15 protein-coding genes are annotated in these 17,240 nt (G+C 45.0%); 6 read left to right on the forward strand and 9 right to left on the reverse strand.

Annotation, left to right across the window (positions count from 1 at the left end; translation table 11 throughout):
* Positions 1–308: 308 nt before the first annotated feature.
* Entirely contained in the window at positions 309–1,193 is an 885-nt protein-coding gene (locus BIZ39_RS17030) for a LysR family transcriptional regulator (RefSeq protein ID WP_014950688.1), read from the reverse strand.
* Positions 1,194–1,291: 98 nt separating this feature from the next.
* On the opposite strand from BIZ39_RS17030, the gene BIZ39_RS17035 reads away from it, so the two are divergent.
* From BIZ39_RS17035 to BIZ39_RS17050, 4 genes are all read left to right on the forward strand, one after another.
* On the forward strand, positions 1,292–2,791 hold the full coding sequence (locus BIZ39_RS17035; RefSeq protein WP_020744244.1) for a CoA-acylating methylmalonate-semialdehyde dehydrogenase: 1,500 nt from the start codon (positions 1,292–1,294) through the stop codon (positions 2,789–2,791).
* Positions 2,792–2,805: 14 nt separating this feature from the next.
* On the forward strand, positions 2,806–3,681 hold the full coding sequence (gene mmsB / locus BIZ39_RS17040) for a 3-hydroxyisobutyrate dehydrogenase (protein ID WP_014950690.1): 876 nt from the start codon (positions 2,806–2,808) through the stop codon (positions 3,679–3,681).
* Between the two features lie 531 nt (positions 3,682–4,212).
* Entirely contained in the window at positions 4,213–4,935 is a 723-nt protein-coding gene (locus BIZ39_RS17045) for a hypothetical protein (protein WP_187447542.1), read from the forward strand.
* Positions 4,936–5,005: 70 nt separating this feature from the next.
* Positions 5,006–5,770, forward strand: coding sequence for a zinc-dependent metalloprotease family protein (locus BIZ39_RS17050; RefSeq protein ID WP_110288103.1), 765 nt, complete (start codon positions 5,006–5,008; stop codon positions 5,768–5,770).
* Between the two features lie 74 nt (positions 5,771–5,844).
* On the opposite strand, the gene BIZ39_RS17055 is transcribed toward BIZ39_RS17050, so the two are convergent.
* Positions 5,845–7,875: a BCCT family transporter gene (locus BIZ39_RS17055; RefSeq protein WP_168463009.1), complete on the reverse strand. Its 2,031-nt coding sequence runs from the start codon at positions 7,873–7,875 to the stop codon at positions 5,845–5,847.
* 215 nt (positions 7,876–8,090) lie between these two features.
* Entirely contained in the window at positions 8,091–8,990 is a 900-nt protein-coding gene (locus BIZ39_RS17060) for a LysR family transcriptional regulator (protein ID WP_014950694.1), read from the reverse strand.
* A 103-nt stretch (positions 8,991–9,093) separates the two neighbouring features.
* On the opposite strand from BIZ39_RS17060, the gene lldD reads away from it, so the two are divergent.
* Positions 9,094–10,227, forward strand: a complete 1,134-nt coding sequence (gene lldD / locus BIZ39_RS17065) for an FMN-dependent L-lactate dehydrogenase LldD (RefSeq protein WP_015068029.1) — start codon at positions 9,094–9,096, stop codon at positions 10,225–10,227.
* A gap of 122 nt (positions 10,228–10,349) precedes the next feature.
* Here lldD and dld read toward each other — a convergent pair whose 3' ends face one another.
* Positions 10,350–12,083: a D-lactate dehydrogenase gene (gene dld, locus BIZ39_RS17070; protein WP_049588824.1), complete on the reverse strand. Its 1,734-nt coding sequence runs from the start codon at positions 12,081–12,083 to the stop codon at positions 10,350–10,352.
* 274 nt (positions 12,084–12,357) lie between these two features.
* On the opposite strand from dld, the gene BIZ39_RS17075 reads away from it, so the two are divergent.
* Positions 12,358–13,035, forward strand: a complete 678-nt coding sequence (locus tag BIZ39_RS17075) for a helix-turn-helix transcriptional regulator (protein ID WP_168463012.1) — start codon at positions 12,358–12,360, stop codon at positions 13,033–13,035.
* A 35-nt stretch (positions 13,036–13,070) separates the two neighbouring features.
* Here the strand turns inward: BIZ39_RS17075 and BIZ39_RS17080 are convergent, their stop codons facing one another.
* The 5 genes from BIZ39_RS17080 to BIZ39_RS17100 all read right to left on the reverse strand — a co-directional run bounded on the left by BIZ39_RS17080 (position 13,071) and on the right by BIZ39_RS17100 (position 16,725).
* Entirely contained in the window at positions 13,071–13,832 is a 762-nt protein-coding gene (locus BIZ39_RS17080; protein ID WP_168463013.1) for a CsgG/HfaB family protein, read from the reverse strand.
* An 8-nt stretch (positions 13,833–13,840) separates the two neighbouring features.
* Positions 13,841–14,296: a curli assembly protein CsgF gene (locus tag BIZ39_RS17085; RefSeq protein WP_014980266.1), complete on the reverse strand. Its 456-nt coding sequence runs from the start codon at positions 14,294–14,296 to the stop codon at positions 13,841–13,843.
* A complete protein-coding gene (locus tag BIZ39_RS17090) occupies positions 14,290–14,637 on the reverse strand; it encodes a curli production assembly/transport protein CsgE (protein WP_239635982.1) in 348 nt (115 codons plus the stop codon). Before BIZ39_RS17090 ends, BIZ39_RS17085 begins: the two co-directional genes overlap by 7 nt.
* Before the next feature lie 99 nt (positions 14,638–14,736).
* Positions 14,737–16,182, reverse strand: a complete 1,446-nt coding sequence (locus BIZ39_RS17095; protein WP_049588832.1) for a curlin — start codon at positions 16,180–16,182, stop codon at positions 14,737–14,739.
* A 30-nt stretch (positions 16,183–16,212) separates the two neighbouring features.
* On the reverse strand, positions 16,213–16,725 hold the full coding sequence (locus BIZ39_RS17100; protein ID WP_187447543.1) for a curlin subunit CsgB: 513 nt from the start codon (positions 16,723–16,725) through the stop codon (positions 16,213–16,215).
* Between the last annotated feature and the right edge of the window lie 515 nt (positions 16,726–17,240).

The raw sequence follows: 17,240 nt of genomic DNA on the forward strand, positions 1-17,240 counted from the left end.
CATTCAACGCAGTATAGATGGCACAAAGGCGCTGCCCGAAGGGGTCGTTATGGAAGCCTTTTACTCTTTGTCACAGTCCTTTAACTTAGCCCGCTAGGCCTGCAGGACTGTTTCGCGATTAAAAGGCTTCCATTTAGACCAAAATTCGTACACCAAAGGTCAACAGGCCCTAGGACGTGTCGGCCTAATTTATTAAAGCCTAGACCACATTCAGCCACTTGTATTAAAGCGTGGCGAGTTTTTCGACGCTGCTGCGCTATTTTTTTCATATTTACTCTGCAAAAAACAGTAGATAAAGGTCTAATTTTTTAGTCGAGAAATTTTGAATGGTATTGTGTAACTTTATCTGTAAGCCATTTTGTAAATACCTGAAAGCGTGCTTGAGAATGAGTTTCTTTGTGTGTGGCCAGCCAGAATGTACGCTTAATGTGAATCTCGTTTTCAATGAGTCGAACTAAGCCTGGCTGAGTTTCAGCCATAAATTTAGGTAAAATGCCTACCCCTGCGCCATTTACAAGCATTTGATATTGCGCATTAATACTGGTGCTGCGAAGCGCACTTAACTGTGACAAAGCAGTCTCTTCAATGAACTTTAATTGAGGAGCGTAAACCAAATCGGGCACGTAACTCACTAAATTGAAGGCGGTGAGCTCTTGTAATGTTCGTGGTTCGTTGTCGCTGATAAGGGACTGGTGGGTATAAAGATAGAGGTTATAGTCAGTTAATTTTTGTGTAACCAGCAAGCCTTTACTGGGCTTTTCTAACAAGATAGCCATATCGGCTTCTCGTTTGTTCAGGTTTAAAAAGCCGCTGGTTGCCACAAGCTCAATACTGATCCCCGGATACTGCTTTTTAAAATCGGGTAGTAAAGGCGCTAAAAACCAGCTACCGAAACCTTCAGAAACACTCACTCTGATCGTACCTGCCAAATGCGAGCGTTCATCACCTAATTCATTTTGTGCCTCTAGAAAGTAATGCTCTGCTTTTTCAATATACGTAACTAACTCACTGCCATGGGTGGTAAGCACATACCCCTTTTTAGTTAGCTCGAACAACTTGCAATTTAATGAGTCCTCCAGTTTTTTTACACGACGAATTAATGTCGTAGGGTCTACCTTCAAGCCTTTAGCTGCAATAGCTACACGACCATTTCTTGCCAAACCAAGAAACAAACGCATGTCGTCCCAATTCACTTAAACACCTGCATTTTTACAGCACCATACTGCAAGTATATGTATTGTCTTTGCAAACACAAGGTTTCAATATTGTTAAAAATCACAGGAGCTATGTCATGAGAAAGATTGTTCACTTTATTGCAGGTAAAGATTTTGAGGATAGCAGCGAAAATACCGCGTCGGTATTTGCGCCCAACACAGGTGAAGTTCAGGCTGAAGTAAGCTTGGCTAACACTTCAACTTTGGCCTATGCAATTGAAACAGCCCAAGCTGCACAGGTTGAGTGGGCAGCAACAAATCCTCAACGACGCGCTCGTGTTATGTTCAAGTTTAAAGAGTTGGTTGAAGCAAACCGCGATCGCTTAGCGGCACTATTATCAAGCGAGCACGGTAAAGTGTTGGTTGATGCGCAAGGTGATATTCAGCGTGGCCTTGAAGTTATCGAGTTTGCCTGTGGAATCCCTCATGCACAAAAAGGTGAATATACCGAAGGCGCAGGCCCAGGAATCGATGTGTACTCCATGCGCCAAGCACTTGGTGTAGTGGCAGGTATTACGCCATTTAACTTCCCGGCCATGATCCCAATGTGGATGTTCGGTGTGGCAATTGCCTGCGGTAACGCGTTCATTTTAAAGCCATCAGAGCGCGATCCGTCAGTACCTGTTGAACTGGCAAAGCTTATGATTGAAGCAGGCCTTCCTGCAGGTGTACTTAACGTTGTACACGGTAACAAAGAAGTGGTTGATGGTATTTTAGATCATCAAACTATTAAGGCGGTGAGCTTTGTAGGCTCTTCTGATATCGCTAATTACGTGTACGAGCGTGGCGCTCGTGCAGGTAAGCGCGTTCAAGCTATGGGCGGCGCGAAAAACCACGGCATTGTAATGCCTGATGCAGATCTAGATCAGGTGGTAACCGACTTAGTTGGTGCTGCATACGGCAGTGCCGGTGAACGCTGTATGGCGCTACCGGTTGTCGTTCCAGTGGGCGATGAAACCGCAGAGAAACTGAAAGCCAAGCTTATTCCGGCTATTAAAGACATTATGGTAAGTCATAGTGAAGATCCTAACGCTCATTATGGCCCTGTGGTTACTGCTGCTCACAAAGAGCGCGTTGAAGGCTATATCGACCTTTGCATAGAAGAAGGTGCTGAGCTCGTTTACGACGGCAGAACCAGTCAGATCCCAGACGACAGTCAAGGCTACTTCATCGGCCCAACGTTCTTTGACCACGTGACCAAAGACATGCGTTCATACCAAGAAGAGATTTTTGGTCCAGTGCTTCAAATGGTGCGCGCGAAAGATTTCAACGAAGCAGTTAACTTAGCAAGTGACCATCAATACGGTAACGGTGTTGCTATGTACACCCGTAACGGCCATGCGGCACGCGAATTTGCGCAACGTGTAAACGTGGGCATGGTAGGGATTAATGTACCTATTCCTGTGCCAGTTGCTTACCACACCTTTGGGGGCTGGAAGCGCTCTGCATTTGGTGATACCAACCAGCACGGTATGGAAGGAGTGAAATTCTGGACCAAGGTTAAGACCATTACGCAGCGCTGGCCTGATGGCTCAGATACGAACGACAACGCCTTTGTTATTCCAACCATGGGCTAAGTGAGGAGACTATTATGACCACAGTTGCATTTATTGGCCTAGGTAATATGGGCTCGGGGATGGCAGATAACCTGGTTAAGAACGATTACAACGTATTGGCTTTTGACTTAAGCGAAGCGGCACTGGCCAAAGCCAAAGAAGCAGGCTGCACTATTGCGCAAAGTACCGAGCAAGCTGCTGCTGAGGCCGACATCGTTATCACTATGTTACCAGCAGGCAAGCACGTAAAAGATATCTATTCAAATCAGATCTTGGCTTCTGTCCGCGAAGGCACCTTGCTTATTGATTGCTCCACCATCGACGTAGAAACGGCGAAGAGTGTGTCAGAATTGGCAGAGAAAAAAGGCCTTAAAATGCTGGATGCGCCGGTTTCTGGTGGTGTTGCAGCGGCTGCGGGCGGCACACTCACGTTTATGGTGGGTGGCGACGCTGATGCCTTTGACAAAGCCCATGGTGTGCTTAGCGCAATGGGCAAAAAAATCGTCCATGCGGGCGGCCATGGCGCGGGACAAGCAGCAAAGATTTGTAACAACATGTTACTTGGCGCGACCATGATTGCGACGTGTGAAAGCTTCCAGCTGGCACAAAAACTTGGCTTAGATGCGCAAGTGTTCTTCGATATCGCGTCAAATGCCTCGGGACAAACATGGTCAATGACCACCTACTGCCCTGTAAAAGGTGTAGGGCCACAAAGCCCTGCTGATAACGATTTTGCTGGCGGTTTCGCTTCTGCGCTTATGCTCAAAGATTTGGGGCTGGCCATGCAGGGCGCGAAGGGCGTCAACGCGCAAGTACCTATGGGTGAGCTTGCTGCAAAGTGGTTTGAAATGCATTGCGAAGAAGGCAATGCAGGGATGGATTTTTCTTCAATAATCAACCGATTAGCGTAAGAGAAAACCAACAGTTCTCCGACGGCTACTTTCCCTCAGAAGAGGTGGCCTTCTTACTGAGCGAGTAAAGGATTTTACTCGCTCTTTTTTTATCTTTTCCCTACCTATCCCGCTTGTTTTTGCGCTGTTGTTACCTCGCTAGCTCCCTTACCAAGCGGAATTATTCCTTTGTTATTTGGTATTCCCTTTTCATCATCCAGAAGCCATTTTTAGGTGGCTTATTCGTTCTCACTCACATAGTTAAAACGAGCCAATTCGGCGTTCGGTCTACATATTGCAGTCCCGTATTTAGCCTAAGAAATTTACACTGCATTAAAGGGCTAAATTTTATACACCCTTATGCAAAGCGATACTTTTATAACCGAGAAAATATTATACGTTTTAATGACTTACTTAATTCACTAAGCAATTTCACTAAACACATTGGTTCTCTTTATCGCTCACTTAGAGCGCGCTTTGAGAAACAGAGTGTCGCTAATTTCTAACGTTCAATTTCCTAAATTCAGTAAGTAAAAATAAAAGGAACACACTATGAAAAAGCGTATTGTTGCCGCTTCGACGGCAATTGTAGCTATTGGTTGTATTTTCGCCTTTATCGATACAGCCCCCTCGGGCAAAAAAGAGGTAGCAGCGGCGAATGCTGAGACAAAACCTGTTGGTAAAGAAAGCGCTATTGAAAGGCAACGAAACGGCAAAGTGTTATCGACCGGTGTCGATAACTTCAAACCCAAAAATGAAGCCGAGCTAAAAGCTCAGGCTACAACTACTACTAACGGTAAATCAGAGAAAGACACCATCGTCTGGACAACATCAGAAGATGGCAAAAAGGTACTTGAAGCAGAAGGCTATATTCCCGCTGACGTAACCGATGAAGCTTACATTGAGCTTGATCGTGAAGAATTAATGACGGTAGAAGTTGGCGAGTATCTCGATTTATACATCCCACAGTTTGGTGGCAGTTACACCGGTGAAGTTGACCACGTTATCACTCACCCAAACGGCGATCGTACCGTAGAGGCCCACATCCCAGGTGCAGGCTCTCTCTACGCCGCCGTTATAACGCTTGGCGAAAACGCCACCTACGGAAACTTAGCCACGCCTCGCGACGTGTTTGTGCTTGAGGGCAATGATAAATACGCGTGGATCGCACCAAAGTCTTCAATGATGCAAAACCACATCGAACGTGAACCCGACAGCGAACGCCCGCTTAGCGACGACAACGCTGAAGAAGTCTTCGATCTCGGCCAAAACTAATCCCCTAGTGCCTGTTGAGCTTCACAGGAAATTCAACAAGCTCAAATAAAACAACAAGAAGGAAATAAAAATGAAACACACATTTAAGTGTTTAACGGCAATGGCAGTTTCACTGCTTTGTGCAACATCAGTAACAGCAGCCACCATCGATGTAATGGTGCTTTACACCCAACCTGCTGCAAATAATGTGTCTAATATCGACACTAAAATTAACCAATACATCTCACACGCCAACCGTGTTTATCAAAATAATGCGGTAGATCTACAGTTGCGTTTAGTAGGCGCTCAGTCTTCTGCTGCTACATCTAGCGACCTTCAACCTACCGAAAGTGCGCTAGACTTGTTAACTGATAGCAGTGGTGTGCAAAACGCACGATCTTCAAACGGCGCAGACATGGTTGTGCTTTTAGGTAATCGTGAAAACATTTATGAAGGCGGTCAGCTAGTGGGTTACGTGTGCGGCATTGGCTGGGTAGGTCAAGGCAACAACGGTACACTGTACTCTAGCTCGCAAAGCCGCATGTACAGCATCAGCGCCGTTGATTGCGGTCTGTCCACATTTGTTCATGAACTCGGTCACAACATGGGCTTAGGCCACTCTGTTCGCCAAGGTTCAGTAGGCGGTGTATATGATGATGGTATCGGTCACGGCGTTGATAATAACTTCTCAACTATCATGGCCTATCCTCAGGCGTTCGGTAGTGCCACCCAGCTAGACTATTTCTCTGACCCTTACTGGTCAGGTTGTAATGGCCAAGCCTGTGGCGTTGAAAACGAATCTAATGCTTACCGCGCAGTAAATGCGGTTATTAACCAAATTGCTAACTACTTCTAAGTAAGTAATTAATTAGGGGATAAATAAGGGAAAGCAGCCTTGCTTTCCCTTCTACCTAACCCCCTGCGGATTGTTTACTCTTTAGGCTGCGTCAACATGTCATCATACGCATCCATTTCCCAAGGCAGTTCGCCTGGGCTGGTATCGAGGAAGTGCAGATAACTTTCGAACTGATCTAAGATGTCCTTAGTAATACTCTCTTTGTCATATCCGTAAATATCGTAAGCTTGCCCTCCGCGGCGAAGGAACACTTCAGCGCGAAAATATTTTTCCGACTCGTCTTCTTCTGAACGCAGCTCTGCGTAGCTAAACCCCGGCACTAAATATTCAGTCATACGAATATCGTAGATAAAGTCCATGTGATCGTGACGCTCAACAGTGAAGGTGGCCCTTCCCGTTTCCTCATCAAGCTTAACAAACGCCTCCCACTCTCGCGCTTTCAAAGCAGCCTGTACGTCTTTCATCGCTGCAATCACAGTTTTATCAATAAACTCATGCACCTCATTTCGGCTTGGGTAATCTACCATTGCTGCCAGTCGGCCTTTTAGGCTAGTCGAGCGACCGTGGTTTCTATTAAGCGTATTCGCCTTCAAACTGTTGTTTCGGTAGCCTTCAATGACTAGCGCACGCCATAGACCTGCTGCAGACGCTAGCATAATGAAGGCGAATGGTAAGGCGCTCGCAATGGTCATCGTTTGCAGGGCATTCAGCCCGCCAGCCAACAGCAACACTGCAGCAACGGTTCCTTCCAGACACGCCCAAAAGATACGCTGCCAAACCGGGCTTTCTTCTTTACCACCAGAAGCAAGAGAATCGATAACCAGCGACCCAGAATCTGATGACGTCACGAAGAACGTGATGATCAATAACACGGTCAAGCCTGACATGATTGACGCGCCAGGTAGCAAGTCATAGAGCTTAAATAAGGCAACAGCTTCGTTTTCCTGCACATCGCTAATGAGTGTAGTAACACCTTGGTTCATAATGGCATTTAGCGCGGTGTCGCCAAACACGGAAAACCAAAGGAAGGTGAACATGGTAGGTACAAGCATTACACCAAAAACAAACTGCCTAATGGTTCTACCTCGACTTATTTTGGCGATAAACATGCCTACAAACGGCGCCCAAGCGATGGTCCAGCCAAAAATAAACAGCGTCCAGTTCCCAATCCAATCGCTACGACTATAGGCCTGAAGATTAAAGGTGCGCTCAATGATGCCGTTGATATAACTTCCCGTGTTCTGTAAAAAGGTTTCTAAAATATGTACCGTTTCTCCGAAGATAAAAACGATACTCATAAGCGATACAGCCAGAACCATATTAAGAATTGATAGCCTTTTAATGCCCTTATCCATGCCCGCGACAACCGATATTGTTGCGGCAATGGTTACGATCGCAATGGTGCCTACCTGCACCATGATATCAATGGGGATATCGCCGGAAAGATAGTTAAGCCCTGCATTAATCTGTGTAACGGATAGCCCGAGCGTAGTGGCGATACCAAATAGTGTACCGAGAATGGCAAATACATCTACCGCGTGACCTATAGGGCCATAAATTTTATCCCCTATCAGTGGATACAAAGCTGAACGTATAGACAAGGGCAAGCCATGTCGAAAAGCAAAATAGGCAAGAACCAAACCGACTAGCCCGTAGATCGCCCAGATGTGAAAACCCCAATGAAAAAATGCGATTTGCATGGCTTGTTTCGCCGCATCAACAGTTTCAGCTGCTCCTGCAGGCGGTGAAGAATAGTGTAGAACAGGCTCTGCTACGCCAAAGTAGAGCAGCGCTACGCCGTAGCCTGCTGAGAACAACATAGAAAACCATTCGGGAAAGCTATATTGAGGCTCTGCATGATCGGGCCCCAACTTTATGTTTCCCCAGCTAGATGATGCTACCGATACAATGAATACCAAAAAAATAGCGACCGACAACATGTAAAACCAACCAAAGGTTTCTGTAATCCATGCCAATGTACTGTCGAAGGCCTCACCGGCAAGTTCGGGGTCGCTGATGGTTCCGATCACCAGAAGCAAAATAATGACGACGGCGGGGAGAAATACAGGAAGAAGAATGGTGGAGTTGTTTACTTGGCCTTTCATAGCAAATCCCTTTTCACTGACAGGAAAGTTGAAACCCTGCGAAAACTTAAAAGCTGTTTTTTTCTACTAGTGAGGATTTGCTTTGGTTCAGATAATTACCCAGATATATTCTTTTCTTGGCGCTACAGACCGTGATTTCAAGTAAATAAGACGCTCCAAGCGGCAACGACCTGCTTTGGAACAAGAGATTAAATGGCTTGATTGCCGCTAGCGTATCAAAAATAATCAGACATAGATAAATAGCGCTGCCTGATATGTTCAATTAACAGCTTAATTTTTCGAGATGGCTGGCGGCTGTAAGGATAAACGGCATAAACGCCTAACACCTTACCTACCCGCTCTGGAAACAAATCGACCAGTGTTCCATTACATAAATCTTCGAATACCAAACATTTAGGTACGTAGGCAATACCTCTACCAGCAAGAGCTGCTTTGCGAAGCGCCCCTGCGTTGTCACTTGAAAATGCGCCATCTACGGTGATGGTGTAACTGCCTTGAGACGACGTAAACTCCCACTCCCTTGCGCCGGATGTGTGGTAGGAATACAACAAACAGTTGTGAAAGCTCAAATCCTCTGGTGCTTTGGGCCTGCCTTTTCGTCTAATGTAATCCGGCGATGTGCAAACCACCCAATGGGAATCTAAAAAGTGCCGCGCGATCAGACTTGAGTCTTCCAAATATCCCGTTCGAATAACAAGATCAAACCCTTCCTCGACTAGATTTACAAATCGATTATCCAGAGACATATCAACGCTTAGCCCTGGATGAAGTGTACAAAACTCAGCTACCGCATCGGCTAACAGTAAATCGCCCGAAATCGTTGGAACCGACATTTTAATGTGTCCGGATATTTGTTCACTGTATCCAGAAATTGTGTCGATAGCTTCCTGCGTGGACGCCTTTACATTCATGGCGCCTTGCTTCAAAGCTTGACCCGCTTCGGTAAGCGTGAGTTTGCGAGTAGTGCGATACAAAAGCTGCGTTCCCAGCTCTTTTTCAAGCTTTGCTATTCGCTTACTGACTACCGAGTTGGTAATGTTGTTCGCCTCTGCCACTTTGCTAAAACTGCCCATCTCCGCAATTTGTGCAAAGAGAATTAAATCGTCTGCTCTCACGTTATTACTTCACTTTTGGAAAAGATAAATTTCATTGTTGCCGTATATCCCTAAGGCGAGAAACGTTATATTTTTATCAAGTTAATTACAATCGATTAAAGACATGATTATTTCATCGCCGACTGATTATCGACGCGCTGCGCAAAAAATATTACCGCCGTTCCTATTTCACTACATTGATGGTGGTGCCTATCGAGAGCATACACTTAAACGCAATGAAACTGACTTGGCTGACATTGCATTAAAGCAGCAAGTGCTGAGAAATATGTCGTCGCTTGACCTTTCTACAACGGTCTTTGGTGAACAATTGGCTTTACCTATTGCCCTTGCTCCCGTGGGATTAACCGGAATGTATGCGCGACGTGGTGAAGTGCAAGCCGCTAAAGCGGCAGCAAACAAAGGCATACCGTTTACCATGTCGACGGTGTCAGTATGTCCTATTGAAGAAGTCGCACCAGCCATTGAACGTCCAATGTGGTTTCAGCTCTATGTGCTTCGCGATCGCGGCTTTATGAAGAATGTTCTGGAGCGCGCCAAAGCAGCGGGTGTAACAACGTTGGTTTTTACCGTAGATATGCCTGTACCAGGGGCTCGCTATCGCGATAAACACTCCGGTATGAGTGGGCCATTTGCTGCAAGCCGTCGCGTACTGCAAGCGATGACTCATCCTCGTTGGGCATTTGATGTAGGCGTATTCGGTAAGCCTCATGATCTTGGCAATATTTCTACTTATCGTGGCGAACCGACCCAGTTGGAAGACTATATTGGCTGGTTGGGCGCCAATTTCGATCCGTCTATCAGTTGGAAAGACTTAGAATGGATCAGAGAGTTTTGGGACGGCCCAATGATTATCAAAGGCATTTTAACTGAACAAGATGCCAAAGATGCGCTGAGTTTTGGCGCAGAAGGCATTGTAGTATCCAATCACGGCGGTCGTCAGCTAGATGGCGTGCTTTCTACCGCTAAGGCTCTTCCAGCGATTGCTAGCGCGGTGAAAGGCGATCTAAGTATTTTCGTAGACTCAGGTATTCGTAACGGCTTGGACGTGGTGAGAATGCTGGCATTAGGTGCCGATTGTACTTTACTAGGGCGCTCTTTTATTTATGCACTTGCTGCTGAAGGCCAACAAGGGGTAGAGAACTTACTCGATCTGTACAAACAGGAAATGCATGTCGCGATGACACTATGCGGTGCAAAATCAGTCAGTGAACTTAACCTCGACTCTCTCGCTTTTTAGTATCGCTGGCACCAAGGCCACTAAAAAGACCCCCAGTAATTGGATAGTCCAACTATTGGGGGTCACTTCATTTTTTATGGCTCTTTTATCAATGCACAAGTGGCTGGAAGCGTAATTTGCGCTTAATGATGCCCACCACAACAACTTCCATCATGCTCAGCCCAATTTTTAAGTTTGGTGGTTTTGCCTATTCCCGGGTTAAAACTATTGGTTGGGTCTAATTCTCGGTAAAAGTTTTTCAGCGCATCTTTTGCAAAGTACTCGTGTCCCACATTGTGCTCTGCTGGATATTCAGCGCTTCTCGCATCAAAAGTTTCCAGAATTTTACCCTTTAACAATTTGGCATCCGCCCCTTTTTTCAACACGTAATTCTGGTGCATTACGTGGCAGAATAAATGGCCGTAATACAGTTTTGTGTCTATCTGGTCGTCTATTTCTTTAGGCAGCACTTCAAACCAGTCGGGATCGTTGCGGCGAAGTGCAACATCGATGGTCATCATAGCGCCCACGTCTTTGCTGTGCATCACGTGGTAACGACCTATCGCGCCACCAGCAACAAAGCGATGCAAAATAGCCTTATCAGCTTCTTCTTCTGTACACTCAAAATAACTACCTTCATTGGTTTTAAAGAAAGCATCAAGGTAGGCTTTGGCCTCATCTACCCCGTCGTTGCTCATCTCCAATATCCAATGATGCTGATACTTGTCTCTGTACTCTTCCATTCGCTTAGGCAAGTGGTTAGGAAAAACGTAGCTCATATACTGCATAACGCGATCTGACATTTTGTTGGGTAAGAAGCCCAGCTTGTCAGTAAATGCGTCAAATTTGCGCTTAAATGCAAAAAGCTTAGGAATAAATTTGGCGCCAAGCTTGCTGATAACGATAAACATATCTTTACCGTATTTCTTGGATACGTCGTAGCAGTCACGATGAAGGTACTCACCCGAGTCAGGCAAGTTCTTGAAAGTAGAAAGTATGTCGCGACGCACTTTGGTAAACACAGCGGCGTCGTTAGACCCCACATAAAATACCTGTTTTTTCTCAGGAATAGGAAAGGTGTCTAGCCTCACTGCGAACACGGCAAGCTTACCCGCACAGCCTGAAGCTTCATGAAGTCTTCTGCCGTCATTGTTGAAGCGCGAAGGTGTGTCTGAATCAACGTCTCGAACTCGTTCATCATACTCGTTGTCTGATGCACGAGCGTCAGGGTGCTGAACATCAACTTCTTTGTAACGTTTGTTCTCAAGATTATTCAGAATTTCTTCTGGCTCACTACCTAGGTTAATCCCCAGATTGTTTACCAAAGATAGATTGCCATTGACGTCAATTTGGGCAAAAAGCGCTAGTTCAGTATAGGCAGGGCCTCGCTTGACCAAAGCGCCACCTGAATTGTTGCATATCCCCCCCACGATCGATGCGCCAATACATGAAGAACCTATCACAGAGTGAGGTTCGCGACCATAAGGCGCAAGCGTCTCTTCCAATCCAAACAAGGTGCTCCCAGCCAAGCCAACGATCTGCTTTCCATTGTCGACTAACTGAATATCATCAATACGCATAGTACTGATAATAACGAGAGGCCTGTCGTAATCTTTACCATCTGGCGTAGAGCCGCCTGTTAACCCTGTATTGGCCGCCTGCATTATAACCGCAACATCGGCTTCAACACACAGCTTTAGCACTCGCCAAATTTCGACAAGCGTTCCTGGGCGCACTACCGCAAGCGCTTCGCCCACACCAAAACGAAACCCTTTAGTGTAAGGCTGCTTCTTCGCTTTATCAGTTAACAAATAGGCCTGCCCTACTACATCGCGCATTGATGCAATCAAAGACTGAGTGTCAACGTTTACGGTCATGGTTCTCTCTGTGTGTTGAAATAATGGAAGGAATGACTTGGTGTTGAACTATACACTAACACCATTATTAACAAAGGGGGTAAGCCGCTTTTATCGAGATAATTTACTTATATTTAATTCGTTGAACACTTAGAGGCTCTAGCATTTAAGCAAAACTTACAGGCGCTTTTCGCTGTTACATTTTGTTACGCTTTGGCGGAGCAAGTTAGACCAGAGGAGTATTGTAAAGCCAATGTATAGTTCGTAAAGTTGATAGACACGAAAAGGAGCTTTCATGTCACATCAAGCGTTCGTTTTAACAAGAAAAAGTTTTTCAGAAAATACTAAACAGGATGGGGCTCACGAACGATTCCTAAGTATTTTGCCGTCATGTGGATTTGTCGTCTCAACCGGTGCGATTCATCCACCTCGAAGCGTGCTTAATAACACCTATACCTTCTTTATCGATGCGCAGTATTGTGACTCTGCCACTATGCTCAACTTGCCTGTAGTCAACGATAATCCAGAGTTGAACAAAGTCATTTTCAACGTGCCAGAGTCTGACGTCGATTTTCATTATGCGGCATTACAACATGGTATTAACGGTATTTTCCATATTGAAGATAGCTTAGAACTTCTGGTTCGCGGTGTTCAACAAGTTCAGGCGGGCAACAAATGGTTCAGTCGCGAGATTATGAGTCGCTATATTGATGCCAACCTAGTGTCTAAACCAAAACCCGTTGCTGCACTTCAATCGTCACATACTGTGCTGACCAAGAGGGAATTATCCATCACACGCAAAATTGCAGATGGTGCCCAAAATCAGGAGATTGCAGACTGCTTACACATCAGCGTAAATACGGTGAAAACTCACGTTTACAGCATATTTAGAAAGACGGACTGCCGAAATCGCGTTGAGCTTATAAAGTGGTTCGATCATCAGTTTAGCCAACCACAACGAGTAAGTATCTAAACTGATAATCCATTGAATCTAATTGCGTATGGCGTCTACGCTTTCGCGCGCCATACGCCTTTCTCCATTCCTTGTAGCACCAACTCCGTCACCGCTTTTTCTATGCTTTGTTTAACGCACTCGAACATGGGTTCATTAGTCGTGTAGCCCGTTTCTGCTTCAAGCAAGCGCTTAAGCGAAACATACCTAAACAGGCCTGCTCTCACCTCCTGGCTTAGTACTTTCTTAGATGTTGAAACCGACACCAGTACTTGGCCTGTTCTCACATCAACTGCACGCATGTAAATGGAAATTTGATCTTCCCTAAACAGCTCACTCGCTCCAATGCCAAAGTACTCTACACCAGCGCCGCCGGTACGAATGTTGGTATCGTAGCTAATTATCCCACCTTCTATAATAATTCTAGCTGTAGTGAGTGGCGGTAAATCGCCTCCGCTGCTTTCGTCGGCTCTAATTATTTTGCGTTCGGTAAGAATGTTCTGCAGCCCTTCACGCTCAACAGGTAAAAACCACGATGTCTCGCTTAAAGTCTGAACAAGAATAGAGGTTGCGCCTTGAGTCACCGCAGTAGAAAACGAACTTGCCCCAGTGCTAGGTTTATATTGCCCGGTCTGGTCTCTAAACGCATATACAGAAACCGGAATTTGTCCCATAGGCGCTGGCAAGCTTTTTACTTCAGCCAATGTGGCACTGTCTGTAATTACATCAGCGGCCGTTGTATCAGGCGGCAGCGTATTAGTGATGGACTGGCATCCTGCAAGCGCCATGGCCACTATTAAAAAAACGGTACTTCTCATGTGTTTCCCTACCCAAACCGTGGAATTTCAACGACAGTAACCTCACCTGTCAGTAAGTTAGTAATGTTCACAACAATGCTGTCAGGATTACTCGTTATTAGTTCTACCTGAAAGTCACCACTAACAAAAATACTATCCTGATTGAATATGCTATCTATCGGGTTTCCATCTTCATCATATTCTTGTTCGCCAAATGCGATGTCTGTGATTTCGCGGACTATACGATTGATATAGGCGCGTTCGAGTGATTCTTGAAGGCGTTCGTCATAGGAGCGCTCGCTGTAAGGCGCTGTATGAGCGTTTTGTGAATTCGCCTTACTTAATAAAAATGATCCGTTAAGTGGATTACCACCGAATGATGGGTTGATCGGTTCATACACCAACTCTGTTGCTTTCACACTAGCTGAAGTCCACGAGCCAGTCGCGATTAAGGCTGCTATCAATATCCCTTTTTTCATTACCATTCGTCCCCTGCTAAATCTGGGCTTCTACTGTCTACACTCGCGTTTGCCACCGCGTCTAAAACTAACATGATGGCTTGCTGTACTTTTTCATCTAATGGTACTTGTCTGCGCCCCATGTACGTTTGATAAACCACTCTATTGTCGTAAATCACCGAAAGAAGAGTACCCGCTTGTGGCACAATAATTTCTTTAACAACAAGGTTCTTACCCGAACTGTCTGGGACTTCTCGCCAGTATTGGCTAATGCGAGAGGCAAATTCGTGGCCTTGGCGGCTAATACTGTTATCGAGCAGCAGTCCGCCTAGCCGAATTTCTTCTGCGTGAATCGGAGAAAAGAACACACTAAAAAGCAGTGTGATAAAAGAGAAACAATACAAGTACTTCATTTAACTGAATATAGCCGGGCAAATGCCCGGCTACTCACTTTTACATCTGTAGGTTTACATCTGAACAACGGTAGCTACGTTGTAGTCACCAACCTGCGTAACACTTACTGTGCCGCCGTTGCCAGTGATACTACCTGTAACTAAATTATCGTTACCCATTTGCGTAACTTCAAATGTATTCATATCACCAGAAATAACGAACTGACCACCCGCGTCGTCCGTTACCCAGTTTCCTACTCCTTCTTGCATAACACTAACAATATTGTCGTCACCGTTAACCAGTAGGTCTAGTAAGTTAAGCTCGCCTGTTTGCGAAACCATAATTTCGTTGTAGCTTGATGTAACGTCGCTTGCCAACTCAACTGATGCTGTATTTTCAACACCTTCTTGAGACATTTCAATGATGTTGCCATCAGCGTAGTAAGTTGCATCACCAATACCAGCTTGCGCTAACGCCAAGTTGGCATCGCCATCTTGCTCAATTTCGACGGTGTTAAACAGGCCATCGAAATTAACTGTGCTGATTTCGTTGGCATCACCTACTTGAGTTAAATCAAATTCGTTCAATAAGCCAATTACGCCAGCATAAGCCGTGTTGCCTTCGCCCACTTGGTTAATTTCGAACGTATTCGCTTGTCCGCCGATAGTTTCTACGGTAGCTAAGTTAACATCACCGATTTGATCGATATTAACTTCATTGCCAGAGCCTTCAAATACTCCTGTGGTAATCTCGTTGCCATCACCATCTTGTTCAAACCCTAGCACATTACCGTCGCCAACCATACTCCACCCCACAGCGTTCCGGTCGCCATCTTGGTCAATTTCAACTTCGTTTTCTGAGCCGATAACGGTTAAATCAGACACGTTGTAATAGCCGTCCTGAATAACATCGATGACGTTTGCATCACCGCTTAGCTCGCGGACATACGATTCGTGCCAGTCACCACTTTGATCAACAAACACGGTATTGTCGTTACCCGCAATGGCATTATTAGCCCAGTTACCACCATCGCCCTGATACACTGACAACGTGTTTCCACTGCCAGAAATGCTGTTTATTGAGCGATTAAAAATAAAACCGATAGGGCCGCCATCACCTAATTGAACAAGTGAAACCGTGTTATCGTCCCCTTCGACAACCACATCGGCTGTACTATTTAAACTATCTTGCTCAGATTCTAAGAAGTTGCCGTTACCTGTGACACTAGCAAAGAAGGTATTACCTGACTGCATTTGTGAAGCAAGTACTTCGTTTGCGTCACCCGTTATTTCTACAAAGATTGCATTTAAGTCACCTTCCTGACTTAAAATAGATTCATTACCTACCTCATTTCCCTCTGGTGCCGTTTGGATTAGCGTAATTTCATTGCCTTCAGCTGCAGCAATAAAATCTGCGGAAGCACTGAAATCAACTGTCTTACTCGCTGGAACTTCCTGAGCTGATGCCCACCCTGTCGCTGCTACTAAAAGCAATGCACTCGCTATTTTTGTTTTTTTCATTTTCACATTTGTCTCCCTATGGTAATCACATCATTCTTGATATTGTGTGATGTTAATCACCATTTCATTCCCTATCTGGTAAACAGTAAAAGACTGTTCACCCAATTGATTAACATTGGCTACATTGTCGAACCCATCTTGTATAATCTCGAAATAGTTATTGTTGTTTTGCTGCAATAAATTAACGACGTTCCCCTCACCCAACTGAGTGATAAGAGCTTCGTTATTACTGCCGTTTTGAACAACATTCGATAGGTTGGCGCCGTTGCCGCTTTGGATAATGTTAGTTATGTTATTTAACCCAAACTGACTAACAGCGATGAAGACCGTTTCATCGTCTATCGTTATAGCTTGAGCATTCAGACTCATTGAAAGAGAAGATTCCACCATGTCTGAGCTTGTTGATAAGTCGGACTGTTGCGCATAAGCAGGAAGATTTACGGCTAGAAGACTGCCCCCCGTTATGGCTGCCAACGCAACGGCTCTGCATGCCTTAGCGTTATAAGCAGACTGGCTCTTTTTAACCTTTAACTTCTTGTCCATGCGAACGACTGTTTCCTTGATTAACAACAAAGGTGACCCCTCTATAACACTCTTTAAGACGGCAATAATCCATCACCAATAAGTTGTATTTATTACAGGTCAAATACAGTTAGCACACGGTAAATCAACAAGTTATTTATAATGGGTAATACCATAGTGCTAGATTTGACGAAAACTCACGCACCAACTAATTATTGGTAAGACCACCTAGTTTTTGTAGGGTCTCTTAATGGGTATTGCTATAGCGAGACTCTGAGACATAAAGACCTTAACTACATGTCAAAAATCATAGTAATTAAGTACCACTTTAGGCTTCTCTTTTCACTTTCCCCTAGTGTTTAAGTAGTATTTTTGAGTAAATTTTACTGTTAGGGGTGGCAGGTTTTTAAATTTGCGTTATAAGTTTTAACCGTTAGTTATATCAGACCGAACGAGAAGGTTCTGTGATTAAAGCATTATTGCTAATTATGGAATCTAATTATGAAAACAAAGCCTTTTAAAACAGGCCTTTCAGC

Source organism: Alteromonas sp. BZK5, assembly GCF_014349115.1.
Taxonomy (GTDB): Bacteria; Pseudomonadota; Gammaproteobacteria; order Enterobacterales; family Alteromonadaceae; genus Alteromonas; species Alteromonas macleodii.